Below are 25,948 nucleotides of genomic sequence, written 5' to 3'. Positions count from 1 at the left end.
TAGGGGCAAGGCATGACCGACGCAACCATCATTCCCGCTCCCGCGGGGGGCACGATTGATCCGCAGGAAGCAGCGCATTTCGGCAAGCTCGCCGCCGAATGGTGGGATCCCAAGGGATCGTCCGCCATGCTCCACAAGCTGAACCCGGTGCGGCTGGGTTTCGTGCGCGAAATGGTGGATCAGCATTTCGGCACCGGGCGCACCGAGCGGCGGCCGCTGGCGGGCAGGCGCGCGCTCGATGTCGGCTGCGGCGCGGGGCTGCTGACCGAGCCGCTGGCGCGCATGGGGGCGACCGCGACGGGGCTGGATGCGGCGCCCGAGAATATCGCGGCGGCCGCGCTCCATGCCGAGGGGCAGGGGCTGGCGATCGACTATCGCCACGGCAGCGTCGAGAAGCTCGGAGAGGACGAGACCTTCGATCTGGTCTGCTCGATGGAAGTGGTCGAGCACGTCACCGATCCGGCGGCGTTCGTCGCGGGGCTGGCGAAGGCGCTGGCGCCCGGCGGGCTGATGCTGCTCTCGACGCCGAACCGCACCGCGCTCTCGCGGCTGGCGCTGATTACGGTGGGCGAGGGGACCGGGCAGATCCCCAAGGGCACGCACGACTGGCAGAAATTCCTGCAGCCCGGCGAGCTGGAGGCGTTGCTCCAGCAGGCCGGGCTGAAGGTGATCGAGACGCGCGGATTGTCGCTCGATCCGATGAAGGGCTTCGTCCTCTCGAACGACGTCCGGATGGATTATCTGATGGGGGTGGTGCGCGCCTAAAAATCCTCCCCCGCCAGGGGGAGGTGGCGCCGAAGGCGACGGAGGGGGAGGACGGCGGGGCATCCGAGGCGACATCGCCGCCCGCCCCCTCCACCATGCTTCGCATGGTCCCCCTCCCCCTGGCGGGGGAGGATTAGGACTACGCCGCGACCGCTTCCCGATAGCGCTCCGCCACCCGGCTCTTCGACAGGTTCGGTCCCATCGCGGCGCGCGCCTGCTGCATGGCGTCGAACTGGCCCATGTCGGGGAGCGGCGGGATCGTCACCGTCTCGCGGCGATCGAAGCCGAGCAGCGCCGCATCGACCAGATCGCCCGCCTCCATCACGAAGCCTTCGGGGAAGGAATCGACGTCCTTGCCGGACCGCTCCCAGATCTCCGTGCGGGTCGCGCCGGGCAGCACCGCCTGCGTGTAGACGCCCTTGTTCGAAAGCTGCGCGCTCATCGCCTGGCTGAGGTTGAGCAGGTGCGCCTTGGTGCCGCTGTAGATGCCGTCGAACATCTCGGGCGCCAGCGCCAGCACCGACGCGATGTTGACGATCGCGCCCTCGCCCTGCGCCACGAACGCCTTGGCGGCGGCGGCGGCGAGGCGGGTGGGCGTCGCGATGTTGAGCGTGACAATGCGGGTGATCTCCGCCGGGCCGTTCTCCAGAACGCTGCCGTCCAGCGACATGCCGGCATTGTTGATCAGGATGCCGATGTCGCCGGCGGCAAGGCGCGCCTCGATCCTGGCGACGTCCGCCTCGGCGGTGAGGTCTGCGGGAACGATCTCGATCGCGACGCCGGTCTCGGCTCGCAGCCGCTCGGCCAGTGCTTCCATGCGCGCGGCGTCGCGGGCGACGAGGACGAGGCCGTGGCCGCGCCGGGCGAGGCGGTCCGCATAGACGGCGCCGAGGCCGGTGGACGCTCCGGTGATGAGGGCGGTGCCCTTGGCAATGCTCATGTCATGTCTCCAAAACACCCGACTCACCGGGTGACTTGCATTTTGATATGAATGTCGCTATCACAATGCAATGGACTATGAGAAATATTTCGACGGACCCTGCACCGTGGCGCGCGGGCTGCTCCGGGTGGGCGATGCGTGGAGCATGATGATCCTGCGCGATGCGGGCTATGGTGCGACGCGCTTCGATCAGTTCCGCACGTCGCTCGGCATCGCGCCCAACATCCTGACGCGCCGGCTGGCCGCGCTCACCGAGGACGGGCTATTGGAAAAGCGGCGCTATTCGGAACGGCCGCCACGCGACGAATATGTGCTGACCGAGAAGGGGCGCGACTTCCTGCCCATCCTCGCCGCCATCGCCGCGTGGGGGCGCAAATATCATGGCGAGGGTGCGATCAGCCATCTGGCCGATGCCGAAACCGGTGCGCCGATCGACGCGCAGGTGGTCGATCGCGCGACCGGGCGGCCGCTGGGGACGTTCCCGATGCGCCTGGTGATGCCCAATCAGGCGCCGACCGACTGAATTCCGGCCTCCGCTTCCGGATCGACGGTCGGCGCGAGCAGCCGGCCGGCGACGCCGCGCACGATCAGCAGGACGACGCTCGCGCCCGCCATCAGCAGCGCGTGCAGGCCCCAGAACTGGAAGCCGCTCAGCGTGCCGAGCAGGGTCGCCAGCTTGGCGACGATCAGCCCCGCCAGGAACAGGTTGAGGTAGTAGACCGCCAGCATCGTCGATCCGATCGCCTTCGGGCTGGCGCGCGAATAGAGGGCGAGGCCGACCGGGAAGATGTTGGCGAAGCCGACGTCGTTCAGGATGTGGAAGGCGAGGCCCCAGGCGAGGCTCACCTTCTCGCCGGTCGCCGCCTCGTGCAGCGAGGCCAGCGCCAGCACCAGCGGCGCCAGCATCGCGATGATCGACCCGATGGTCAGCTTGGTGATCTCGTCCGGCTCGGTGTGGCGCGTGCCCCACCAGCGCCAGAACACCACCGATCCGGCCATGGTGATGGTCGAGATGATCGCGTCGAACGAGATCAGGAAGGTCGCCGGCATCTCCCAGCCGAAGAAGCGGAGTTGGTAATGCGCGTCGCCCCACAGCTCGTAGGCGGCGAAGAGCTGCTGGTTGCCGACGGCGGTGAAGGCCAGCACCGGCACCAGCAGCGCCAGCACCACGATGCGGATGCCCTCGCCCTTCACCAGCTTCGGCCGCGGCTCGACGATGCCGCCCTGCTTCGCGGCCGGCTCGGCGGGGAGCCAGCGGCGGCCGGAGAGATAGACGATCAGGCCGATCAGCATTCCGACCCCGGCCGCGCCGAAGCCGAAATGCCACGCCACCTTCTGCCCCAGCCAGCCGCACACGATCGGCGCCGCGATCACCGCGATCTGGATACCGAGCATGTAGATCTGGAAGGCGTCGGCGCGGCGCAGGTCGCCGGGCGCGTAGAGGTCGCCCACCTGGGCTGCGATATTGCCCTTGAAGAAGCCGACGCCGATCAGCAGGCAGGCCATCGCCACCACGAAGGTCTGGTCGAAGGTCATGAAGAAATGGCCCGCCGCCATCAGGATCGCGCCGGTTGTCACCGCGCGCGTGCGGCCGATGAAGCGATCGGCGATGTACCCGCCCGCGATCGGCGTCAGGTAGACGAGGCTGCCGTAGAGCGCCGCGATCGCGCCGCCGAGCGTCAGCGGGGTGAGCGGGCCGTAGAGGCTTTCGAGCAGCTCACGGAACGGCGCGAAGCCCCAGATCGTCTCGATATGGCCGGGCTGGAACAGCTGCTTGGAGCCGTAGAGCGCGAGCAGGGCGGCCATGCCGTAGTAGGAGAAGCGCTCCCACGCTTCCGCGAAGGAGAGGTAGCCGAGGCCCCGTGGATGGCCGAGGAATGCGCGATCCGACCGGTAATCGAGGGTAGGGGTTTCGGCGGGCTGCGTGCTCATTCCCAGAAATCGACCTTGTCGTAATGCGGCGGCGGGGTGATCACCTCCATCCGCTCCGACAGCATCGGGCGGAAGGAGGGTCGGCTCTTCAGGCCGGCATACCATTGCTTGGTCTGCTCGTGCCCGCGCCAGTCGATGCCGCCGAGATAGTCGGCGACCGAAAGGTGCGCGGCGGCGGCAAGGTCGGCGAGGCTCAGCACCGGGCCGCCCAGCCAGCGGCGATGGTCGATCAGCCAGTCGATATAGTCGAGGTGGCCGTTGGCGTTCTTCATCGCCTCGCGCAGGATCTTGGCGTCGGGCGAGGCGCGGTGGACGAGGCGCTTCAGCATCCTCTCCTCCATCAGCGGGCCGACCACCTCGCGGTAGAATTTCTCGTCGAACCAGGCGACCAGCCGGCGGATCTCGGCGCGGGCCGAGGCATCGCCGGGGATCATCGGCGCGCGGTCGATCGTCTCCTCGAAATATTCGCAGATCGCCCAGCTGTCGCGCAGGCGCAGCTGCCCCTGCACCATCACCGGCGTGGTGCCGGCGGGATTCAGGTCGATGAACTCGTCGCGATGCAGCCACGGCGATTCGCGGACCAGCTCGTAGCCCACCCCCTTCTCGCCCAGCATCAGCCGGACCTTGCGGGAAAAGGGGCACAACGGGAATTGGAGGAGCTGCCACATGATCGCCCCTGCTTAGGGGCGCGGGCGCGGCGGGGGAAGTAACAATCCTCCCCCTTGCGGGGGAGGATTCCCGTGATCACTCCGCCGTCAGCGTCGCCATGTCGATGACGAAGCGGTAGCGGACGTCGCCTTTCGCCAGACGATCCCACGCGGCGTTGATGTCCGGCATGGCGACCGTCTCGCAATCGGGCAGCACGTTCATGCGGCCGGCGAAATCGAGCATCTCCTGGGTTTCCGCGATCCCGCCGATCGGCGATCCCGAAATCTTGCGGCGGCCCATGAGCAGCGGCAGGCTGTTGAAGTCGCCCATGTCGCCGATCTGGCCGACGATCACCAGCGTACCCTCGATATCGAGCAGCGGCATGTAGGGCTTGATGTCGTGCTTCACCGGTACCGTGTCGATGATCAGGTCGAAGGCGTTGGCGGCTTCGGCCATCTGCGCGTCGTCGGTGGAGACGAGCAGCGCTTCGGCACCCAGCGCCAGCGCATCCTCCTCCTTGTCCGGTGTGCGGCTCATCACCGTGACGTGCGCGCCGAGTGCCACCGCGAACTTCACCGCCATGTGGCCGAGACCACCGAGTCCGATCACGCCGACCCGGCTGCCGGGGCCGATGCCCCAGTGGCGCAGCGGCGAATAGGTGGTGATGCCCGCGCAGAGCAACGGCGCGACGCGCGCGACGTCGAGGTTTTCCGGCACGCTCAGCACGAATTCCTGGCGTACGACGATATGCTGGGAATAGCCGCCATAGGTCGGGTTGCCGGATGCGCGCTCGCGGCCGTTATAGGTGACCGTCACGCCCTCGCGGCAGAGCTGCTCCTCGCCGGCGTGGCACTGGTCGCAATGCTGGCAGCTGTCGACGATGCAGCCGACGGCGACCAGATCGCCCACCGCGAAGCGCTCGACATCGCCGCCCACCGCCGAGACGCGGCCGACGATCTCGTGGCCCGGCACCATCGGGTAGATGCTGCCGCCCCAGTCGTCATGCGCCTGGTGGAGATCCGAGTGGCAGACGCCGCAATAGAGGATGTCGATCGCGACGTCGTTGGGGTTGGGTTTGCGCCGCTCGAAGGAGAAGCCGCCGAGCGGGGAGGTGGCGGACTGCGCCGCGTAGCCGATGGTCTGCATGGGAACCCCTTGGTGCTGATTGCCCGCACCATCTGGGGACCGGCGGCAGGAGCGCGAAGCGCGATCCTGCCATATCCTTGCCCGATCCTACTCGAACCGCACTTCGATCGACGGGAGGCCCTCGATCGTGCCGATCACGGTCTCGCCGCGATGGATCGGGCCGACGCCGGACGGCGTGCCGGTGAAGATCAGGTCGCCCGCCTCCAGCGCCACATAGGTGGAAAGCTCCGCGATCAGCGCGTCGATCGGCCAGATCAGGTCGGTCAGCCGGCCCTGCTGGCGCAGGTCGCCGTCGATCGTCAGCGTGATCGCGGCGTCGGGCGCCGGCAGCCCGCGCGTGAGCGGGGCCAAGGGGGCGGAGGCATCGAAGCCCTTGGCCATGTCCCACGGCCGCGCCAGCTTCTTCGCCACCGCCTGCATGTCCCGGCGGGTGAGATCGAGGCCGACCGCGCTGCCGAAGACGAGGCCCAGCGCATCGGCCTTGTCCACGTTCGCGCCGCCCTTGCCGAGCGCCACCACCAGCTCGACCTCGTGATGCAGATCCTCGGTGCGCGACGGGAAGGGCAGCACGCCGCCCGCCACCGCCGCATCGGCCGGCTTGGTGAAGAAGAAAGGCGGCTCCGCATCCGGATCATGCCCCATCTCGCGCGCATGTTCGGCATAGTTCCGACCGACGCAGAAGATGCGCCGGACCGGAAAACGTGCCGCCTCCCCGACAATTTCGATGCTGGGCTGGGTGAGGGTTGGCACATCCATCTTACGCTTACTCCGCCGCGACCGCCGTCTCCTCGTCCGATAGCGGATGCGCCAGCCGTGTCACCATCTCCTTCGGGCAGACCTGCCAGATGCGTGCACGCCAGTGACCCCAGTCGGCCAGCACGGTGTGCGCCCACTTGCTGTCGGTGCGCTGCGCATGTTCCTCGACCAGCGCCTTGCAGACGCCTTCCCAATGGGCCGAGGCGAAGCGCTGCCAGAGGATGCTTTCCGGGTTGGCATGGGCTTCGAACCGGCCGTCCTCGTCGAGGATGAAGGCCATGCCGCCCGTCATGCCGGCGCCGAAATTCTCGCCGACATTACCGAGGATCACCGCCGTGCCGCCGGTCATATATTCGCAGCCGTTGGCGCCGCAGCCCTCGATCACGACGTTGGCGCCCGAATTGCGCACCGCGAAGCGCTCGCCCGCCTGTCCCGCCGCGAACAGCGAGCCGGAGGTCGCGCCGTAGAGCACGGTGTTGCCGATGATCGCGTTGCGGCGGCTCTCCAGCGGCGAGGAGACGGTCGGGCGCACCGCGATGATGCCGCCCGAAAGCCCCTTGCCGACATAGTCGTTGGCGTCGCCGAACACCTCCAGCGTCACGCCCTTGCACAGGAAGGCGCCGAGCGACTGGCCGGCGCTCCCACGCAGGCGGACATGGACGTGCCCGTCGGCGAGCGTGCTCATCCCGTACTTGGCGGTGATCTCGGCGGAGAAGCGCGTGCCGACCGCGCGGTGCGTGTTGCGCACCGAATAGGTCAGCTGCATCTTCTCCCGCCGCGCGAAGACGGGGGCCGCATCGCGGATCATCTGCGCGTCGAGGCTGTCGGGCACCTCGTTGCGATTGCCCTCGACATTGTAGCGGCGCAGGTGATCCGGCGCGTCCACCTTGGCGAGGATCGGATTGAGATCGAGGTCGTCGAGATGCTCGGCGCCGCGGCTGACCTGGCGGAGCAGCTCGGTGCGGCCGATGATCTCGTCGAGCGAGCGCACGCCCAGCCGGGCGAGGATCTCGCGCACCTCCTCGGCGATGAACGTCATCAGGTTGATGACCTTCTCGGGCGTGCCGACGAACTTCTCGCGCAGCTTGGCGTCCTGCGTGCAGACGCCGACCGGGCAGGTGTTCGAATGGCACTGGCGCACCATGATGCAGCCCATTGCGACGAGCGACAGCGTGCCGATGCCGAATTCCTCGGCGCCGAGGATCGCGGCGATCACGATGTCGCGCCCCGTCTTGAGGCCGCCGTCGGTGCGCAGCTTCACCTTGTGGCGCAGGCCGTTGAGGGTCAGCACCTGATTGGCTTCGGTGAGGCCCATCTCCCACGGCGTGCCGGCATACTTCACCGACGTCTGCGGCGAGGCGCCCGTGCCACCGACATGCCCTGCGATCAGGATCGCGTCGGCATGCGCCTTGGCGACGCCCGCCGCGATCGTGCCGATGCCGGCGGACGACACCAGCTTCACGCACACGCGGGCGCGCGGGTTGATCTGCTTGAGGTCGTAGATGAGCTGCGCCAGATCCTCGATCGAATAGATGTCGTGATGCGGTGGCGGCGAGATCAACGTCACGCCCGGCGTCGAGTGCCGCAGCTTGGCGATGAATTCGGTCACCTTGAAGCCGGGCAGCTGGCCGCCCTCGCCGGGCTTGGCGCCCTGCGCGACCTTGATCTCCAGCTCCTCGGCGGAACCCAGATACTCCGCCGTCACGCCGAAGCGGCCCGACGCCACCTGCTTGATCACGGAGTTGGCGTTGTCGCCATTCTCATAAGGGACGTAGCGCGACTTGTCCTCGCCGCCCTCGCCGGAGACGGCCTTGGCGCCGATCCGGTTCATCGCGATCGCCAGCGTCTCGTGCGCCTCCGGGGAGAGCGCGCCGAGCGACATGCCCGGCGTCACGAAGCGCTTGCGGATCTCGGTGATCGCCTCGACCTCGTCGATGCTGATCGCCTCGCGCGCCCAGTTGAACTCCAGCAGATCGCGCAGATAGACCGGCGGCAGATCGCGCACCCCGCGCGAGAATTGCAGGTAGGTCGAATAGCTGTCGGTCGAGCAGGACGTCTGCAGCAGGTGCATCAACGTCGCCGAATAGGCATGCGTTTCGCCGCCGGCGCGCTGGCGGTAGAAGCCGCCGATCGGCAACGTCGCCACCGCCGCGTCGAACGCCTTTTCGTGCCGCTCGACCGCGTTGACCTTGAGCGAGGCATAACCCTCGCCCGAAATCTTCGCGGGCATGCCGGGGAAGAGATCGTTGCAGAGCGCGCGGCTGAGGCCGACCGCCTCGAAATTGTAGCCGCCGCGATAGGAGGAGATCACCGCGATCCCCATCTTCGCCATGATCTTGAGCAGGCCGTCGTCGATCGCCTTGCGGTAGCGCGTGATGCACTCGTCGAGGTTGCGCTCGCCGAACAGGCCGCGCGACTGGCGGTCCGCGATCGAGGCTTCGGCCAGATAGGCGTTCACCGTCGTCGCGCCGACACCGATCAGCACCGCGAAATAATGGGTGTCGAGGCACTCGGCCGAGCGCACGTTGATCGACGCGTAGGAGCGCAGGCCCCGGCGGACGAGGTGCGTGTGAACGGCGGCGGCGGCGAGCACCATCTGGATGGCGCACTTGTCCGGCCCGACATGCTCGTCGGTGAGGAACAGCTCCGAGCGGCCCTCGCGCACCGCCTGCTCGGCCTTGCGGCGGATCTCGGCGATGGCGTTGCGCAGGCCGTCGGCCCCCGCTTCCGGATCGAAGGTGCAATCGATTTCCGCCGCCGAGGCACCGAAATGGGCCTTGAGCGTCGCCCAGTCGGTCGAGGAGAGGACCGGCGAGGGGAGGACCAGCACGCTCGACTGGACGGGGCCGGTATCGAGGATGTTGCCGAGATTGCCGAAGCGCGTCGACAGGCTCATCACCCGCGTTTCACGCAGACTATCGATCGGCGGATTGGTCACCTGGCTGAAGTTCTGGCGGAAGAACTGGCTGATGACGCGCGGCTTGTCCGAGATGACGGCAAGCGGCGTGTCGTCGCCCATCGAGCCGATCGCCTCCTTGGCGTCCTCGACGGCAGGCGCGAGGATCAGCTCCATGTCCTCCAGCGTCTGCCCGGCGGCGACCTGGCGACGGATCAGCTCGGCCCGGTCGAAACGCGCGACATGATCGCCCTCCGGCACGTCGAGGTCGGTGAGCTTGCGGAAGCCCTTCACATAGTCGCCGAAGGGATGCTCGGCGGCGAGCCGGTCCTTCAGCTCGATGTCGCCGAACAGCTTGCCCTCGTCGAGATCGACGGCGAGCATCATGCCCGGCCCGATCCGGCCCTTGGCGACGATCGTGCTCTCGGGGACGACGACCATGCCCGTCTCCGAACCGACGATCAGCAGGTTGTCGGCGGTGAGCGTCGTGCGGAGCGGGCGCAGCGCGTTGCGGTCGACACCGGCCACCACCCAGCGCCCGTCCGTCATGGCCAGCGCGGCAGGGCCGTCCCACGGCTCCATCACCGAGGCGTAATAAGCGTACATGTCCCGATGCTCGGGCTTCATGTCGGTGCTGTTCTGCCACGCCTCGGGCACCAGCATCAGCTTGGCGGTGGGCGCGTCGCGGCCGGCGCGCACGATCGCCTCGTACACGGCATCGAGCGCGGCGGTGTCCGAAGCGCCGGCCGGGATCAGCGGCTTGATGTCTTCGGAATGCTCTCCGAAGGCGATCGCCGCCATCTTGATCTCGTGGCTCTTCATCCAGTTCTTGTTGCCGCGGATCGTGTTGATCTCGCCGTTATGCGCCAGCGTGCGGAACGGCTGGGCCAGCCACCATTGGGGGAAGGTGTTGGTCGAATAACGCTGGTGGAAGATGGCGAAGCGGCTGACGAAGCGCTCGTCCATCAGGTCCGGATAGAAGACCGACAGCTCTTCCGCGAGGAACAGCCCCTTGTAGATGATCGACCGGCACGACAGCGAACAGACGTAGAAGCCGTTGATCTGCGCCTCGATCACCTTGCGCTCGATACGCCGGCGGATGAGGTAGAGGTTCTTCTCGAACTCGGCGGCGTCCATGGAATCCGGGGCAGGGCCCTGGATCATGATCTGCTCGATCTCGGGGCGCGTCTGTAGCGCCTTCTCGCCGATCACCGAGACGTCGACCGGCACCTGACGCCAGCCATAGATCGTGTAGCCGAAATCGATGATCTCGCTCTCGACGATTGTGCGGCAGGCCTCCTGCGCGCCCAGATCGGTGCGCGGCAGGAAGATCATGCCGACGGCGAGGCGGCCTTGGCCGGGCTTGTGGCCGCCATTCTCGATGGCGTCGTCGAAGAAGTGGACGGGCAGCTCGACGTTGATGCCGGCGCCGTCGCCGGTCTTGCCGTCGGCATCGACCGCGCCACGGTGCCACACCGCCTTCAGCGCATCGATCGCGGCCGAGACGACGCGGCGCGAGGGCTGGCCGTCGGTCGCGGCGACGAGGCCGACCCCGCAGGCATCGCCCTCGAATTCGGGGCGGTACATGCCGTGCTCGGCGAGGCGCTCATGCTCGGAAGTGGGGAAGTGGGCCATCGCCTCGCTCCGCTGTTCGAAATTGTTGTCCATCACGCCGCCACCGTCTCGGCCGGTTTCGCGGCCTTCGCTTTGTCCTTGAGCCAGGCGTGCATCCGCTCGGACACATCGCGGCCGTCGCGGACGCCCCAGACGACGAGGCTGGCGCCGCGCACGATGTCGCCCGCCGCGAAGACGCCCGGCAGCGAGGTCTGCATCGTCTTGTGGTCGACGCGCAGCGTGCCCCAGCGGGTGACCGAAAGCTCGGGCGCGCCGAACATCTGCGGCAGGTCCTCGGGATCGAAGCCGAGCGCCTGGATGACGAGATCGGCGTCGAGGCGGAATTCGGTACCCGGATCGGCCTCCGGCGCGCGGCGGCCCGAGGCATCCGGGGCACCGAGCCGCATCCGGGACGCACGCACGCCGCTGACCTTGGCATCGCCGTCGAAGGCATCCGGCGCGGAGAGCCAGACGAATTCGACGCCTTCCTCCTCGGCGTTCGCCACCTCGCGCTGCGAGCCGGGCATGTTGGCGCGGTCGCGGCGGTAGAGGCACTTCACCGACTTCGCGCCCTGGCGGATCGCGGTGCGCACGCAATCCATCGCGGTGTCGCCGCCGCCGACCACGACGACATTCTTGCCCTTGGCGTTGAGCGCTCCGGTCTCGAAGTCGGGCACCGCATCGCCGAAGCCGACGCGATTGGAGGCGATCAGATAGTCGAGCGCCTTCACCACGCCGCCCGCGCCGACGCCCGGCGCCTTGATCGCGCGCGCCTTGTAGACGCCGGTGGCGATGAGCAGCGCATCATGCTTCTTGCGGAGATCGGCCAGGGTGGCGTCCTTGCCGACCTCGAAGCTCAGGTGGAAGCGGATGCCGCTGTCGCGCAGCCGTTCGAAGCGGCGGGTGACGACTTCCTTCTCCAGCTTGAAGCCGGGGATGCCGTAGACGAGCAGGCCGCCGGCGCGGTCGTGCCGGTCGTAGACATGCACCTCATAGCCATGGCCGCGCAGATATTCGGCCGCCGTCAGCCCCGCCGGCCCCGCGCCGATGATGCCGACCGACTGGCCGGAGCGATCGCGCACAGGCGTGATCGGTTCGACCCAGCCTTCCTTCCAGGCGGTGTCGGTAATGAACTTCTCGATCGAACCGATGGTGACGGCGCCGTGGCCGGAAAATTCGATGACGCAATTGCCTTCGCACAGCCGATCCTGCGGGCAGATGCGGCCGCAGATCTCGGGCATGGTCGAGGTGGCGGCGGACAGCTCATAGGCTTCGCGCAGGCGCCCCTCGGCGGTGAGCCGCAGCCAGTCCGGAATATGGTTGTGGAGCGGGCAGTGGGTCGAGCAGTACGGCACGCCGCATTGCGAGCAACGCCCGGCCTGCTCCTCGGCCTTGGCGGCGAGATACGCCTTGGTGATCTCGGCGAAGTCCTCGGCACGCACTTCGGGCGCGCGCTTTTCGGGATAGGCCTGCCCCGTCCCCACGAACTTCAACATCGGATTCTCAGCAGCCATCGTGCCCTCCACTTGGGAGGACGCGAAAGCATAGATTCAGAGGTGAGTCACGAAAGGATTCGGCGATACGTCAGTTATGCTGACATTTAACCGCGCGATTTTTGATCAAAAATAAAACGTGCAATCCATTCGCAAAAACATTATGGCCGATACGGCCCTATTTCATCATCAGCCACGCCAGCGCGCCGGCGCCGGCGACGATGCGATACCAGGCGAAGGGGCCGAAGCCATGCTTGGTCACGATGCCGACGAACGCCTTCACCACCACCAACGCGACTAGGAAGGAGACGACGAAGCCGATCGCGATCTCGCCTGCGCCGACATGGACGACGCCCGGTGCCAACGGCACGGGTTTCTTGGCGAGCTCGACCACGGTCGCGCCCAGCATCGTCGGGATGGCGAGGAAGAAGCTGAACTCGGCCGCCGTGCGCCGCTCGACGCCCAGCGACAACGCGCCCATGATCGTCGCGCCCGATCGGCTGATGCCGGGGATCATCGCGAGGCACTGGACGATGCCGATGCCGAGCGTGGTCTTGGCCGGCACGTCCGCCACGCCGGATATGGTCTGCCGCTTGGCCAGCCGCTCGATGATCAGGATGGCGATGCCGCCGACGATCAGCGCCACGCAGACCAGCTTGGGCTTGGACAGCAGCGCCTCGATTTTCTTGTGGAGCGCGAGACCGATCACGGCGGCGGGCAGGAAGGCGAGCAGGATGTTGCGCACGAAGCGGATCGATTCGGGCCGCCTGGCCATCAGGCCCATCAGCACCGCCCAGAAAGTCCGCCAGTAGAGCACCACGATCGCCAGGATCGCGCCGAGCTGGATGACGATGTCGAACGTCGCCCAGGCGGTGTCGTCATAGCCGAGCAGCGCGCCCGCGAGGATCAGGTGGCCGGTCGAGGAGACGGGCAGGAATTCGGTGAGGCCCTCGACGATGCCGAGGACGATGGGCTGCAGGATCATCATGCGCGCCTGTCTTCCCTATCGCGGCGCACAAGGGAAGGGGCGGCTAGGTTAATTCTTGCCAATGTGGGCGGTGCCCCCCCCCTCCCCCTGGTGGGGGAGGGGAAAGGTTGATCAGCCCGCCTTGCGCTCGGCGCCGAAACGGCCCTGCCGGCGGTAGCGTACCAGCCACGACGGCGCGACCGCGCCCAGCGGGGTCGGCGTCACGCCGAGCGAGGCGAGACCCTCTGCACCCGGCGTCGTGACATTGTCATGCTTCAGCATCCGCCACTGATCCTTGGTGATCGGCGCGCCCGGCAGAAAGCCGAAGCTCGCGATCAGCCCGGAGAGCGAATCCGGCAGTTCGAGGAAGGTCGGCGTCGCGCCGATCATCGTGGCGGTGCGGCGGATCAGCTCGCCCATGGTCAGCACCTCCGGCCCGCCCAGCTCGAACGTGCGCCCGGCAAAGGTTTCGTCGCCCAGTGCGGCGGTCGCGATCGCCTTGGCGACGTCCGCCACGAACACCGGCTGGAACTTCGTGCCCGCGCTCATGATCGGCACCGCCGGCGCGGACTGGATCATGCCCGCGAAGCGGTTGATGAAATGATCCTCCGACCCGAAGATGATCGAGGGGCGGATGATCGTGGCACCGGCGAAGGCCTCGCGCACGGCTGCCTCGCCTTCGCCCTTGGTGCGGGCATAGGGCACCGCCGAGCCGGCATCCGCGCCGATCGCCGAGACATGGACGAGCGCGCCGGCGCCTGCCGCCTTGGCGGCCTCCGCGATGTTGCGCGCGCCGTCGACATGCACACCCTGCAGGTTGCCCGCGAGCAGGCCGACGAGGTTGATCACCACGTCGCTGCCCTGCACCGCGCGATCGACCGTCTGGCGCTTGGTCACTTCGGCGGCGATGAACTGCGTCTGGCCGAGGCCGCCGAGCGGCTTCACGAAGAAGGCGCGTTTGGGATCGCGCTCGACGATCCGCACCCGCGCGCCGCGCTGCAGCAGCGCCTGCGCGACATAGCGCCCCAGGAACCCGCCGCCGCCGAACACCGTCACCAGCCGAGTCATCGTATTACCCTCATTCTTGCGCGAACCGTTCTGCGAGCCGCATTGCCTTCCCGCGCCTGCGAAAACAAGGCTTCGCAAAAAAGAGTGGGTGAGGGGCGTTGACAACCCTCCGCACCCGCCGCTAGAGGCCGCCGCCTACCCCGTGCCCAGATGGCGGAATTGGTAGACGCACCAGCTTCAGGTGCTGGCGATCGCAAGGTCGTGGAGGTTCGAGTCCTCTTCTGGGCACCATTTCCCTGTTCGCGGGCAGCCGCCAACAGTGGACAAAACCCCGAAAATACGCCATATTTAAGCCTGCATTGACCGCAGGCGTTCGCCTCTGTTCGCCCGCAGCGGGTTCGATGTGGGGGCCTTTTTGGGGGCCTTTCTCATTCGGGCATGAAAGGCCCCCGCGATGGCGTTGACGGACGTGGCGGTGCGGAGCGCGAAGCCCCGCGAGAAGGAATACAAGCTGGCGGACAGCGCCGGCCTTTACCTGCTGGTGACGCCATCGGGCGGCAAGCTCTGGCGGCTTAAGTATCGGATGCACGGAATGGAGCGGAAGCTGGCGATCGGACGCTATCCCGACGTGTCGCTTGGCGATGCTCGCAAAGCGCGCGACCTCGCCCGAGAAGCGGCGAGCGGTGGAATCGATCCTGCGGCTGCCAAGCGTCGCGAGAGGATCGCCGCCAAGGTTGCGGCGGGAACAACCTTTGGCGATGTCGCGCTCGAATATATCGAAAAGGCGGAGCGGGAGGGGCGCTCGCCTGCCACCATCAACAAGCTCCGTTGGTCGCGGGACTGGCTGATGCCCGCGCTTGGCCACCGGCCGGTCGATCAGGTGGAGCCGCACGAACTGTTGGCCGTGCTCAAGCGACAAGAAGCCAAGGGCAATCTGGAGACGGCGAAACGGACCCGCGCGTTTGCGAGCCGGGTGTTCCGCTATGCGGTGGCGACGGCGCGAGCGAAGGCCGATCCGGCGGCGCTGTTGCTAGGCGCCGTCGCGGCGCCGCGCCCGACGCATCTTGCGGCCATCATCGATCCCAAACGCGCTGGTGAATTGCTACGGGCTATCGACGATTACAGCGGCCAGCCCATCACGCGCTTCGCTTTGGCATTGTCGCCCCATGTGTTCGTCCGGCCGGGTGAACTGCGGCAGGCGGAATGGGTGGAAGTGGATTTCGAGGCGGCGATCTGGCGTATCCCCGCCGCCCGCATGAAGAAGCGCCGTGAGCATGTCGTGCCGCTGTCCCGCCAGTCGATTGCCATCTTGAAGCAATTACAGGGACTGACTGGAAACGGCCGCTATGTTTTCCCCGCGCTGGGAAAGCCAACGAAGTCGATGTCGGAGAATACGGCCACGGCGGCGCTCCGCCGTATGGGTTTCGCGGCCGACGAAATGACGGCACACGGCTTTCGCGCCATGGCCAGCACGTTGCTGAACGAATCCGGCAAATGGTCGCCCGACGCGATCGAACGGGCGCTTGCGCACAAGGACAATGATCAGGTGCGCGCTGCCTATCATCGCGGTGCCCATTGGAATGAGCGTGTCGCGATGGCGCAGTGGTGGAGTGATCACGTTGATACGCTTCGTGATGGTGGAGCCGTTATTCCCTTCGCCAAATTTCTATCGTGAACGGCTGGACACATTCGCGTGCGCCAGCAATCGTTAGCGAATGGATCAGAACGCGCGCGCCCAAGTCCGCCTTATCATCGATCATCTCAGCGATTTGAGTCGGGCTAGCTTCGATCAACGATTGAAGGCGATATATGCCTCCCACGCTGCCCGCCACCTGCTTCAATCAGGAAGTACCGTTAAGGTCGCAATATCTGCCATGGAGGAGATTTCCGGAAAGCTCATTGATGGCATGATCGATAAAGTGTCGGCGGTTGCGCAAAATGTCGAAGCATTCGCGATGATATATGGAGCCTTTGAAACATACGCCGTTTTCCTAAAGGGGAAGGTCGATGGCATCGCAGGCATGGCTACCGGCAATCGTCATAGAATACAGCGGACGGACAGCGTTCTTCGGGCTGCGGAAACCTTGTTTGATGAGATGTTGATCCGGCTTCGGAGGCAATTGGAGATTCATCGCTTTACCTTTACTCAGCCTGCCCCGCGGAAATTTTCACCAACGCTGCGCGCCGCCGACGAACCACAGCCGCCTACAAAGCAAAACCCAGGCGGGAAGCCCAGAGCTGGGCATTGGGAAGAGATGTGGGCTGCGATGGCGACGTTGCTCTATGTTGGCGATTTAAAGCCTAAGACGCAGGCCGATGTCGCAAGGGCGATGAAGGACTGGATCGCGGCTCGAAATATCGATGTGGGCGACACCGCCATAAACGAAAGAGCGCGTCAACTCTGGCGCAAACTCCAAGATACGGAATAGTTCTCGACCGTTTCCGATCCTTTGCGATCGACCGAAAGCTGATCCAATCCGATGCTCTGCCGTGTCCGCTGGAATGTGCCAGCGCATAGGGAGCAAAATCATGGAACCTGTCGTCACCTCTATCAATGGCGCCGCCAAGGCGCTCAGCCTGGGCCGCACCTCGATCTATGCGCTGATCGCCGAGGGCCGTCTGGAAACGGTGAAGCTCGGCCGGCGCACGCTGGTCAAGACGGCATCGATCCACGCGCTGATCGAGAGCCTGCCCGCCACCGCCGCGAAGTGAGCATGGCCGGTGGCCGCCAAGCGGATCAATCCACGCCGGATCAAGCTGCACCACAGCTATAGCGTCGAGGATGTCGCGCGCACGCTTGGCGTTCACAAGAACAGCGTGCGTGCCTGGCTGACCAAGGGACTGGCGCCGATCGATCGCCGCCGCCCGATGCTGTTCGACGGCAAGGTGCTCCGTGCGTTTCTTGAACGCCAGCGTGGGCATCGGAAACGGACCTGCCTGCCCGGCACGATGTATTGCTTCCGCTGCCGTGAGCCGCGCCGGCCGGCGCTGGCGATGGTGGATTACGTGCCGATCAACGCGGCCAGCGGCAATCTCAAGGCGCTGTGCGATACGTGCGGGACGATCATGCACCGCCGCGCTCGGCTGAGCGGCGTGGCCGCCGTCATGCCGGGAATCGCGGTCCACATGGCGGAGGCATCGCCACGACTAAGGGGGTGCGGATCGGCCTCCCTGAATTGTGACTTGGCGAAGGAGGCCTAGGCATGGCGAAACACAGTGCCGCAAACACGCGCATCAAGCGGGAGTATTTCCAGTATCTGCGGGAGGCGCGGCGATGCGGCATCGCATCGGTGGACGCCGCCGCGAAGGCGATCAGCCGCTTCGAGGACGCTATCGGCCATCGCGATTTCAAGCGGTTCCATCGCGAACAGGCGGTGGCGTTCAAGCGCAAGCTGGGCGAGCAGAGGAACGATCGGACGGGAAAGCCGCTGAGCAAATCGACCATCGACGGTACGCTCCGCGCGCTCCGCGAGTTCTTTGTCTGGCTCGCCGGCCAGCCCGGCTACAAATCGCAGCTCCATTATGCCGATGCCGACTATTTCAACCTGTCTGAGAAAGAGACGGCCATCGCGCGGGCCAAGCGGCCCAAGGCGGTGCCGACGCCAGCGCAGGTGCATCATGTGCTCGCCAGCCTTCCCAACGGCTCGGCGATCGAGAAACGGAACCGCGCGCTGATCGCCTTCGCGCTGCTGACCGGCGCGCGCGATGGCGCGCTGGCGTCGTTCCGCCTCAAGCATGTCGATCTGGTGCAGGGGCGGGTGACACAGGATGGGCGCGAGGTTCGCACCAAGTTCGCCAAGACCTTCACGACCTGGTTCTTCCCGGTCGGCGGCGATGCGCTGGCGATCGTCGCGGACTGGATTGGCTATCTGGAGTGCGACCAATTTTGGAGCGCTGACGATCCCCTCTTTCCTGCGACCGAAATCGGGCTGGGCGACGAGGGCGGCTTCGTTGCCGCTGGGCTGTCGCGCCGGGGCTGGAGCACCGCCGCTCCGATCCGAACCATCTTCCGCGAGGCATTCGCTGCCGCCGGCCTGCCCTATTTCAACCCGCACAGCTTCCGCGACATGCTGGCGCAGTTCGGCGAACGCGCGTGCCGGACGCCGGAAGAGTTCAAGGCATGGTCGCAGAATCTTGGTCATGCCCATGTGCTGACCACGCTGACGAGCTACGGCACCGTGCCCGACCACCGGCAGGCGGAACTGATCCGGGGGCTGGGCGAGGCGGGCGATATGACCGACCCGCTCGACGATCCCAAGGTCCGGGCAGTTCTTGCACGGCTATTGGAGCGCCAGCCCGCCTGACAGTCGCTTTGCGACCGGGAGGCGTAGGCGTTAAGACCGCTGCGGGAGGGCATCGTGCCGGGCGACTGCGACGATCTGCTAGACGCCGCCGAGCGTGCCGACATCGCCGCGCTTCGTCGCGCCGTGGCGTCGGGCGCTGACCTGAACGCGTGCGGCCGGTGCGGCGAATCGTTTCTCGGGGAAGCGATGGCGCGCGTGATGAGCGGAGAGAATCGCGAGCGTCGGTGCGAAATCGTCACGGCGCTGATCGATCTCGGTGCCGACCCGGCCGCGCTTTGTGACGAGGGGACGAGTATCTTGATCGGCCCTATCTTCGCGCAGGATGCGGACATGCTTCGCCTGCTACTGGAGCGCGGCGTCGATCCCAATCGCGGGTGCGGCGAGCGATGGGAAAGCGTCTACGACACGGCCGATTTCGACTATTGGTTCGAGGCGTGGGAGCAGATTCCGGGGCCATCGCTCGGCGATCCCACCGCCGAAGAGCGCGCCGATCCGAATGCCTATCTCCGCTTTCTCGATCGCGAGGCGGTGGCGAAGGGGCGGCCCCGCCCGGTGCTGCTGGCGATCCTGCGGCAGCACGGCGCGCTGACCGGCGCGGAAATCGCGCGGCGGCTCGGCGGCAGCGACGCGAAGCCAGTGGAGTGGTGTGTTGATCGGTGGATACTCCACGAGCAACCTTAATTTTTGATGTCGGCAAGCGAGCTGACCGCTTTGCATGCTTCTTGATGGGCAATCGCGCCAACGCGTTGCCAAATCTTGTGGATCAGCACTAAAAAGCGCTGCAGCCAGCTGGCGAGTATCGGGGGAGCGTTCAAATATGCCACGGGGACGGCCGCGCAAGGATTCTGCGCCGGCACAGAAGAAGGCGTCCAACGGCGCGACACTGGGTTTCGAGGCGCAGCTTTTCCTGGCCGCCGATAAGCTCCGTAAGAATCTGGAGCCGTCCGATTACAAGCATGTCGCGCTGGGCCTGATCTTTCTGCGGCACATCTCGGTCGCGTTCGAGGCTCGCCATGCGGAGCTGCTGGAGGAAGACGCGCTCGCCGCTGAAGACCCGGATGAATATCTGGCCGACAATATCTTCTGGGTGCCAGCCGAAGCGCGTTGGTCCTTCCTTCAAGCGAGCGCGCGGCAGCCGACGATCGGGAAGCTGGTCGATGACGCGATGCAGGCGATCGAAGACGCCAACGCCAATCTAAAGGGCGTGCTGCCAAAGGATTACAATCGCCCGGCGCTCGACAAGGTGATGCTGGGTGAGCTGATCGACCTGATTTCGGGCATCGCGGTTGGCGAGCCAGACGGGAAGGCGCGCGATCTGCTGGGCCGCGTCTATGAGTATTTCCTGGGCGGCTTCGCCGGGGCGGAAGGCAAGCGCGGAGGTGAATTCTACACCGCGCAATCCGTGGTGCGTGTGCTGGTCGAGATGATCGAGCCGTACAAGGGCCGCGTCTATGATCCTTGTTGCGGATCAGGCGGCATGTTCGTGCAGTCGGAAAAGTTCGTCGAAAGCCACGGTGGCCGGGTGGGCGACATCGCCATCTATGGGCAGGAAAGCAACTATACGACTTGGCGGCTGGCTAAGATGAATCTCGCCGTGCGCGGGATCGATTCTGACATACGGTGGAACAACGAAGGCAGCTTCATTCGCGATGAGCTGAAGGACCTTCGTTTCGATTACATCCTCGCCAATCCCCCGTTCAATGTGTCGGACTGGGGCGGCGACGCCTTAAGGGAAGATGCGCGCTGGACCTTCGGCGCACCGCCGGTTGGCAACGCCAACTATGCCTGGCTTCAGCACATACACGCGCATCTTGCACCCAATGGCGTTGCGGGAGTGGTGCTCGCCAATGGATCGATGTCATCCGGGCAGAGCGGTGAAGATGCGATCCGCCGTGCGATGATCGAAGCGGATGTGGTCGATTGCATGATCGCACTTCCGGGGCAGCTCTTCTATTCCACGCAGATTCCGGTTTGCCTGTGGTTTCTAGCGCGGAATAAGAATCCGGGTGGCGGCTGGCGCGATCGGCGCGGCGAAGTTCTTTTCATCGATGCCCGAAAGATGGGCGTCATGGTCGATCGCGTGCGACGCGAGCTGACCGACACAGACATCGCGACAATCGCCGATACCTACCACGCATGGCGGGGAGAAGCGGGAGCGTCGGGCTATGCTGATGTACCGGGCGTCTGCAAATCGGCGACGCTGGATGAAGTGCGATCGCAAGCCCATGTCCTTACTCCCGGCCGTTATGTCGGCGCGGCTGCATCCGAAGAGGATGACTTGCCTATCGAAGAGCGACTAGGGGTGCTGACAAAGCAACTCGATGCGCAGTTTCTGGAGGCGGATCGCCTTTCCGACCTGATACGCCGGCAGCTTGCTCTGGTGCTGTCCTGATGGCACGCGCTGACACGCAGACGGGAGGACGAAACGCCACCGCTGCAATCATTCCGGGTGATCGCTGCATTTCGGTGGGAAAGCCGCTGCGCGACGCGGCGAACGGTTGGTCGTGGCAGAAGTTGACCGACCTCGCGCGACTGGAGAGCGGGCACACGCCTAGCAGGAAGGTTCCGGAATATTGGGGTGGAGACGTGCCTTGGATCGGCACGCGCGACGCTACCGGCAATCACGGACGCGAGATTTTCGATACCGCCGAACGCACGAATGATCTTGGAATTGCCAACTCATCGGCGCGAATTTGCCCGGCCGGCACGATATGCCTCTCGCGCACCGCATCTGTTGGCTATGTCGTCAAGATGGGTCGCCCGATGGCCACGAGTCAGGATTTCGTGAATTGGGTTTGCGGCGATGCGTTGAACCCTGATTTTCTGAAATACGCGCTGCTTTCCGAAACGCGGGCGCTGCGCATGTTCGCCGTAGGCAGTGTTCATCCGACGATCTATTTCCCTGAAGTGAAGGCGTTTCATCTGTGCGCGCCGTCGCGGGCCGAACAGGATCGAATTGTGAGCGTGCTTCAGCCGCTTGACGATAAGATCGAGTTGAACCGGCGGATGAATGAGACGCTGGAGGCGATGGCGCGGGCGATCTTCAAAGACTGGTTTGTTGATTTCGGTCCCACTCTCTCGAAGATCGAAGGGCGCACTCCGTATCTGTCGTCCGAAATCTGGGCGCTATTTCCTAGCAAGTTTGACGAGAACGAACTGCCGGAAGGTTGGTCGTCGGGTACGCTGATAGATATCGCCGACCTCAACTCGGAAGTCTGGGGAGCCAAGCATCATCCAGAAGCAATTGATTACGTTGATTTATCAAACACCAAATGGGGCACAATCGAGCCAGCAACCAATCTGACATGGGAAGAAGCTCCCAGTCGGGCGAGGCGGGTGCTTAAATCCGGGGACACGATTGTCGGCACCGTTCGTCCCGGCAATGGTTCGTTTGCCTATGTCGGCGCAGATGGCTTAACGGGTAGCACTGGCTTTGCGGTATTGCGGCCGAAACAAATAGCGTTTCGGGAGGCAACGTGGTGTGCGGCGACATCGGCGAGCAATATCGAGCGTCTGACCCATTTAGCTGATGGCGGAGCCTATCCAGCAGTTCGTCCCGAACTGGTCGGTGCCACTGAGATTTCCCTTCCATCCAGTGCTGTAATGACTCAATTTTCGGAGAGTTGTCGCCCCTTGATTCAAAGGGTGGAGGAGAATAAGCGAGAGAGCGAAACGCTAGCTATTACACGCGACCTTCTTCTGCCTAAGCTGATGTCCGGCAACATTCACATTCGCGAAGCCGAAATTATGGTGGCGGCCGCCGCATGATCGATCGCGTCATTCTGAAGCAAGCAGCCATCGCATTGTTCGAGTCTGTCGCTCGCGAGCATCCGCGCGGACATCAAGCCAGCAAAGCCGCCCGCTACATCGTGACGGCTGGCGACGGGGCCGAAGTTGAGGTGATGCTTGAGAAGAACGATGGCCGGCCGCCGAATTTGTGGTGCTCTGAGCGGGCGGCTGGCGCGACGCTGATCGCCGCGCTCAAACCCAAGCCTTCGCCAGCCGCACAGCTCCACACAAAGCCTGCGTCCAATGGCGGAACGTCCTACGGCCGGCACAGCGCGCTTCAGCATATGGATCAACTTGGGAACGCTGACCTGGTGTGCTTCGCGCCGAAGAGCATCGCAGAGCTGGGCCAGATTACCGATCGCCTTCTGACCGTAACAAAGGCTGAGCTGGCCGGATGAAATTCGCTGAAAGCCATGTCGAGGAAGCAGCACTCGAATGGCTGGCGGAATGCGGCTGGGCCACCGCGAACGGCTTTCTGATCGGCCCCGATGGCTCTGAGCCGGAGCGTGCAAGCTATAGCGATGTGGTGCTGGCCGACCGACTGGCCGCTGCTATTGAACGGCTGAATCCGGCGCTCGCCGCCGATGAACGTGCGAGCGTGATCGCCAAAGTGCTTCAGGCAGAATCGCCATCGCCGATCGAGGAGAACCGGCGGCTGCACCGCTATCTGGTCGAGGGTGTGCCGATCGAGGTGCGGCGGTCGGATGGCAGCATCGGCGGCGAACAGGCGCTGCTTATCGATATGGAAGACCCGCTCGCGAACGATTGGCTGGCGGTCAATCAGTTCACGGTGATTGAGAACAAGGCGAACCGCCGGCCGGATGTGGTGCTGTTCGTCAACGGCCTGCCTCTGGGTGTGATCGAGCTGAAAAATCCGGGGGATGAAAACGCCACGCTCGATGGCGCATTCAATCAGCTCCAAACGTACCGCGAGCAAATCCCGTCGTTGTTCCGCACCAATGCGGCGCTGGTGATTTCCGACGGCCTGGCTGCCCGCGTCGGATCGCTGACCGCCGACCGCGAGCGCTTCATGCCCTGGCGCACGATCGACGGCGAGGATATCGAACCCAAGGGATCGCCAGAGCTGCAAACGGTGCTGAAAGGCGTATTCGATCCAGCGCGCTTCCTGACGGTGATCCGCGACTTCACGTTGTTCGCCGATACCGGCGAGACGACGATCAAGATCATGGCCGGCTATCATCAATTCCACGCTGCGCTGCGCGCTGTCGAAGCGACGGTGCGCGCATTGCCGGGCGTCGAAGTCGGCAAGTTTGCACCGAAACCGCGACCGGGCGCTTTCCCGATGACGGCACCGCAAGGGGGATCGGTTCGCGAAAATCCGCGTGGCTATGGCCTGCCAGTCGCTGAAAATCATCCGCCGGGCGACAAGCGCATTGGCGTGATCTGGCACACGCAGGGATCGGGCAAGAGCCTGTTGATGGCCTTCTATGCCGGGCTGATCGTCAAGCATCCCGTGATGGCGAACCCAACGCTGGTGGTGCTGACCGATCGCAACGATCTGGACGATCAGCTTTTTGCGACATTCGGCATGGCGCGCGACCTGTTGCGCCAGACTCCGCAGCAAGCCGCCGACCGCGCCGATCTGCGTCGCCTGCTCGATCGGCAATCCGGCGGCGTGATCTTCACCACATTGCAGAAGTTCGCGCCGGAAGGTGGCGGCGAAATCGACGCTTTGACGATCCGCCGCAACGTCATCGTGATCGCCGACGAAGCGCACCGCAGCCAGTATGGTTTGCGCGCCAAGGTGTCGAAGGAGGGCGATGTCTCCTACGGCTTCGCCAAATATATGCGCGATGCGCTGCCGAACGCTTCGTTCATCGGCTTTACCGGCACGCCCGTTGAAGCGCAGGACGTGAATACGCGTGCCGTCTTCGGCGACTATATCGACGTGTATGACATCGCTCGCGCGGTTGAGGACGGCGCGACGGTGCCGATCTACTATGAAAGCCGCCTAGCGCGCATCGAACTGGACGAAGACGAAAAGCCCAAGATCGATGCCGAAGTTGCCGACCTTACGGAAGAGGAAGCGGACAGCGAACAGGAACGACTGAAGCGTCGATGGGCGAGCGTCGAAGCCGTTGTCGGTTCCGACAAGCGGCTGGAGATGGTCGCCGACGATCTGGTGCGCCACTTCGGGGCAAGGATCGAGGCGCTGGACGGAAAGGCTATGATCGTTTGCATGAGCCGCCGCATCTGCGTAGCGCTTTATGATGCGATCGTGAAACTGCGCCCCGAATGGCATAGCGACGATGACGAATCCGGCGCGGTCAAAGTCGTAATGACTGGGGCGGCCTCCGATCCGGCGGCTTGGCAGAAGCATATCGGCAAGCGACCAAAGGCGCGACGCGAACTGATTGCGAAGCGGGCGAAAGACGCAGCCGATTCGCTCAAGCTGGTGATTGTGCGCGATATGTGGCTGACGGGTTTTGATGCCCCATCGATGCACACGATGTATATCGACAAACCGATGAAGGGGCATGGGCTGATGCAGGCCATCGCCCGCGTCAATCGCGTGTTTCGCGACAAGCCGGCCGGGCTGGTGGTCGATTACATCGGCATCGCACAGAATCTGAAATCTGCGCTGGGGCAATATTCCGGCGGCGACCGCGAACAGACCGGCATCGACGAAGCGCAAGCCGTGCGCGTGATGCAGGAGAAGTATGAGGTTGTGCGATCGATGTTCCGGCCGGATCAGCCGGGTGGCTTTGATTATCGACCGGTGCTCTCATCGGAAGCAACTTCCGGCAAGCGGCTGGCAATCATGGCCGGTTCGATGAACTGGATATTGGAGCTACACCAAGCCGACGCCGCTGAGGCGACAACGGACGAGGCTAAGAAGGCGGCGCATCGGCGATATCCCGATGCCGTCATTGCGCTCTCCAAAGCGTTCGCCCTCGCATCGGCCAGCGAGGGCGCAGCCGTGATCCGCGATGAGGTGGGCTTCTTTCAGGCGATCCGAGCGGCCTTGGCCAAAAGTACGGCGACATCGGGCAAGCGCAGCGCCGCCGATCGCGAGATGGCGATCCAGCAAATCGTCAGTCGCGCCGTTGTCTCTACCGACATCATCGACATCATGCGCGCCGCCGGCATCGAGTCCCCTGACATCTCGATCCTGTCCGACGCCTTCCTCGCCGAAGTGCGCGACAACCCGCAAAAGAATTTGGCGATCGAAGCGCTGCGCAAACTTATCAAGGGGGAAGTGAAGGCGCGCAGCAAGGCGAACGTCACCCAGTCACGCGCATTCACCGAACGGCTTGAGTCGGCCATCGCCCGCTATCACGCGAACGCGCTTACGACTGCCGAAGTGCTGGATGAGTTGATTCGGCTCGCAAAGGAAATCCGCGAAGCCCGGCAACGCGGCGAGGAAAGCGGCCTGAACGATGAGGAAGTCGCCTTCTATGACGCGCTCGCGGAAAATGAGAGCGCGCGCGAAGCCATGGGCGAACCGGCTTTGCGTCTCATCGCGCATGAGTTGGTTGTGACGGTGAAGAGCAATGTCACCATTGATTGGACTCAGAGGACTTCGGCGCGCGCTAACATACGGAGGCTAGTGAAGCGTTTGCTGCGGAAATATGGGTATCCGCCCGACCTGCAAGATGAGGCGGTTCTAGGCGTGCTTCAGCAGGCCGAGGCGCTTGCTCGTGACTGGGCATAGCTGAAAAATTTGGG

21 protein-coding genes and 1 tRNA gene are annotated in these 25,948 nt (G+C 64.9%); 13 read left to right on the top strand and 9 right to left on the bottom strand.

Translation table 11 applies throughout. The features are described 5' to 3' along the window. Nucleotides 1-12 precede the first annotated feature (12 nt). Complete coding sequence (gene ubiG, locus QGN17_RS12255; RefSeq protein WP_281044767.1) at nt 13-765, top strand: bifunctional 2-polyprenyl-6-hydroxyphenol methylase/3-demethylubiquinol 3-O-methyltransferase UbiG; 753 nt, start codon at nt 13-15, stop codon at nt 763-765. Nucleotides 766-904: 139 nt separating this feature from the next. On the opposite strand, the gene QGN17_RS12250 is transcribed toward ubiG, so the two are convergent. Beyond that, nucleotides 905-1,705, bottom strand: a complete 801-nt coding sequence (locus QGN17_RS12250) for an SDR family NAD(P)-dependent oxidoreductase (protein ID WP_281044766.1) — start codon at nt 1,703-1,705, stop codon at nt 905-907. A 70-nt stretch (nt 1,706-1,775) separates the two neighbouring features. On the opposite strand from QGN17_RS12250, the gene QGN17_RS12245 reads away from it, so the two are divergent. Then, complete coding sequence (locus QGN17_RS12245) at nt 1,776-2,228, top strand: winged helix-turn-helix transcriptional regulator (protein WP_281044765.1); 453 nt, start codon at nt 1,776-1,778, stop codon at nt 2,226-2,228. Here the strand turns inward: QGN17_RS12245 and QGN17_RS12240 are convergent. From QGN17_RS12240 to QGN17_RS12205, 8 genes are all read right to left on the bottom strand, one after another. Beyond that, a complete protein-coding gene (locus tag QGN17_RS12240) occupies nt 2,210-3,637 on the bottom strand; it encodes a peptide MFS transporter (protein ID WP_281044764.1) in 1,428 nt (475 codons plus the stop codon). The two genes, QGN17_RS12245 and QGN17_RS12240, sit on opposite strands and share 19 nt — an antisense overlap. Continuing rightward, nucleotides 3,634-4,305: a glutathione S-transferase family protein gene (locus QGN17_RS12235; protein ID WP_022690749.1), complete on the bottom strand. Its 672-nt coding sequence runs from the start codon at nt 4,303-4,305 to the stop codon at nt 3,634-3,636. Before QGN17_RS12235 ends, QGN17_RS12240 begins: the two co-directional genes overlap by 4 nt. Before the next feature lie 76 nt (nt 4,306-4,381). Beyond that, nucleotides 4,382-5,431 carry an NAD(P)-dependent alcohol dehydrogenase gene (locus tag QGN17_RS12230; RefSeq protein ID WP_281044762.1) on the bottom strand — a complete coding sequence of 350 codons (1,050 nt, stop codon included), beginning with the start codon at nt 5,429-5,431 and terminating at the stop codon, nt 4,382-4,384. An 87-nt stretch (nt 5,432-5,518) separates the two neighbouring features. After that, nucleotides 5,519-6,187, bottom strand: a complete 669-nt coding sequence (locus QGN17_RS12225; protein WP_281044761.1) for a fumarylacetoacetate hydrolase family protein — start codon at nt 6,185-6,187, stop codon at nt 5,519-5,521. 7 nt (nt 6,188-6,194) lie between these two features. Continuing rightward, nucleotides 6,195-10,751 carry a glutamate synthase large subunit gene (gene gltB / locus QGN17_RS12220; RefSeq protein ID WP_390902663.1) on the bottom strand — a complete coding sequence of 1,519 codons (4,557 nt, stop codon included), beginning with the start codon at nt 10,749-10,751 and terminating at the stop codon, nt 6,195-6,197. Then, a complete protein-coding gene (locus tag QGN17_RS12215) occupies nt 10,751-12,211 on the bottom strand; it encodes an NAD(P)-dependent oxidoreductase (RefSeq protein WP_281044760.1) in 1,461 nt (486 codons plus the stop codon). The genes gltB and QGN17_RS12215 overlap by 1 nt, the downstream gene beginning before the upstream one ends. A 157-nt stretch (nt 12,212-12,368) precedes the next feature. Continuing rightward, nucleotides 12,369-13,178 carry an undecaprenyl-diphosphate phosphatase gene (locus QGN17_RS12210; protein WP_281044759.1) on the bottom strand — a complete coding sequence of 270 codons (810 nt, stop codon included), beginning with the start codon at nt 13,176-13,178 and terminating at the stop codon, nt 12,369-12,371. 111 nt (nt 13,179-13,289) lie between these two features. Then, nucleotides 13,290-14,225, bottom strand: a complete 936-nt coding sequence (locus QGN17_RS12205; RefSeq protein WP_281044758.1) for a complex I NDUFA9 subunit family protein — start codon at nt 14,223-14,225, stop codon at nt 13,290-13,292. 144 nt (nt 14,226-14,369) lie between these two features. On the opposite strand from QGN17_RS12205, the gene QGN17_RS12200 reads away from it, so the two are divergent. The 11 genes from QGN17_RS12200 (at nt 14,370) to QGN17_RS12150 (ending at nt 25,934) form a co-directional block, all read left to right on the top strand. Continuing rightward, nucleotides 14,370-14,456, top strand: a tRNA-Leu gene (locus QGN17_RS12200). A gap of 163 nt (nt 14,457-14,619) precedes the next feature. Continuing rightward, nucleotides 14,620-15,840, top strand: a complete 1,221-nt coding sequence (locus QGN17_RS12195; RefSeq protein WP_281044756.1) for a tyrosine-type recombinase/integrase — start codon at nt 14,620-14,622, stop codon at nt 15,838-15,840. Nucleotides 15,841-15,880: 40 nt separating this feature from the next. Continuing rightward, nucleotides 15,881-16,594, top strand: coding sequence for a hypothetical protein (locus tag QGN17_RS12190; RefSeq protein WP_281044755.1), 714 nt, complete (start codon nt 15,881-15,883; stop codon nt 16,592-16,594). A 100-nt stretch (nt 16,595-16,694) separates the two neighbouring features. Continuing rightward, complete coding sequence (locus tag QGN17_RS12185) at nt 16,695-16,877, top strand: helix-turn-helix domain-containing protein (protein WP_281044753.1); 183 nt, start codon at nt 16,695-16,697, stop codon at nt 16,875-16,877. A 9-nt stretch (nt 16,878-16,886) separates the two neighbouring features. Next, entirely contained in the window at nt 16,887-17,366 is a 480-nt protein-coding gene (locus QGN17_RS12180; protein ID WP_281044752.1) for a helix-turn-helix domain-containing protein, read from the top strand. A gap of 2 nt (nt 17,367-17,368) precedes the next feature. Beyond that, nucleotides 17,369-18,469: a tyrosine-type recombinase/integrase gene (locus QGN17_RS12175; protein WP_281044751.1), complete on the top strand. Its 1,101-nt coding sequence runs from the start codon at nt 17,369-17,371 to the stop codon at nt 18,467-18,469. 54 nt (nt 18,470-18,523) lie between these two features. Further along, nucleotides 18,524-19,150, top strand: coding sequence for an ankyrin repeat domain-containing protein (locus QGN17_RS12170; RefSeq protein ID WP_281044750.1), 627 nt, complete (start codon nt 18,524-18,526; stop codon nt 19,148-19,150). A 136-nt stretch (nt 19,151-19,286) separates the two neighbouring features. Next, on the top strand, nt 19,287-20,861 hold the full coding sequence (locus QGN17_RS12165) for a class I SAM-dependent DNA methyltransferase (RefSeq protein WP_281044749.1): 1,575 nt from the start codon (nt 19,287-19,289) through the stop codon (nt 20,859-20,861). Continuing rightward, nucleotides 20,861-22,237, top strand: a complete 1,377-nt coding sequence (locus QGN17_RS12160) for a restriction endonuclease subunit S (RefSeq protein ID WP_281044748.1) — start codon at nt 20,861-20,863, stop codon at nt 22,235-22,237. Before QGN17_RS12165 ends, QGN17_RS12160 begins: the two co-directional genes overlap by 1 nt. Beyond that, nucleotides 22,234-22,656: a hypothetical protein gene (locus QGN17_RS12155; RefSeq protein ID WP_281044747.1), complete on the top strand. Its 423-nt coding sequence runs from the start codon at nt 22,234-22,236 to the stop codon at nt 22,654-22,656. The genes QGN17_RS12160 and QGN17_RS12155 overlap by 4 nt, the downstream gene beginning before the upstream one ends. Continuing rightward, the gene (locus tag QGN17_RS12150) at nt 22,653-25,934 is read left to right on the top strand and encodes a type I restriction endonuclease subunit R (RefSeq protein ID WP_281044746.1); all 3,282 of its coding nucleotides are present in this window, start codon (nt 22,653-22,655) and stop codon (nt 25,932-25,934) included. The genes QGN17_RS12155 and QGN17_RS12150 overlap by 4 nt, the downstream gene beginning before the upstream one ends. Nucleotides 25,935-25,948 lie beyond the last annotated feature (14 nt).

The sequence above is a fragment of the Sphingomonas oryzagri genome, assembly GCF_029906645.1.
GTDB lineage: Bacteria > Pseudomonadota > Alphaproteobacteria > Sphingomonadales > Sphingomonadaceae > Solisphingomonas > Solisphingomonas oryzagri.
The sequence above is the reverse complement of the archived record's forward strand: the minus strand, read 5'-3'. Positions and strand labels throughout refer to the sequence as shown.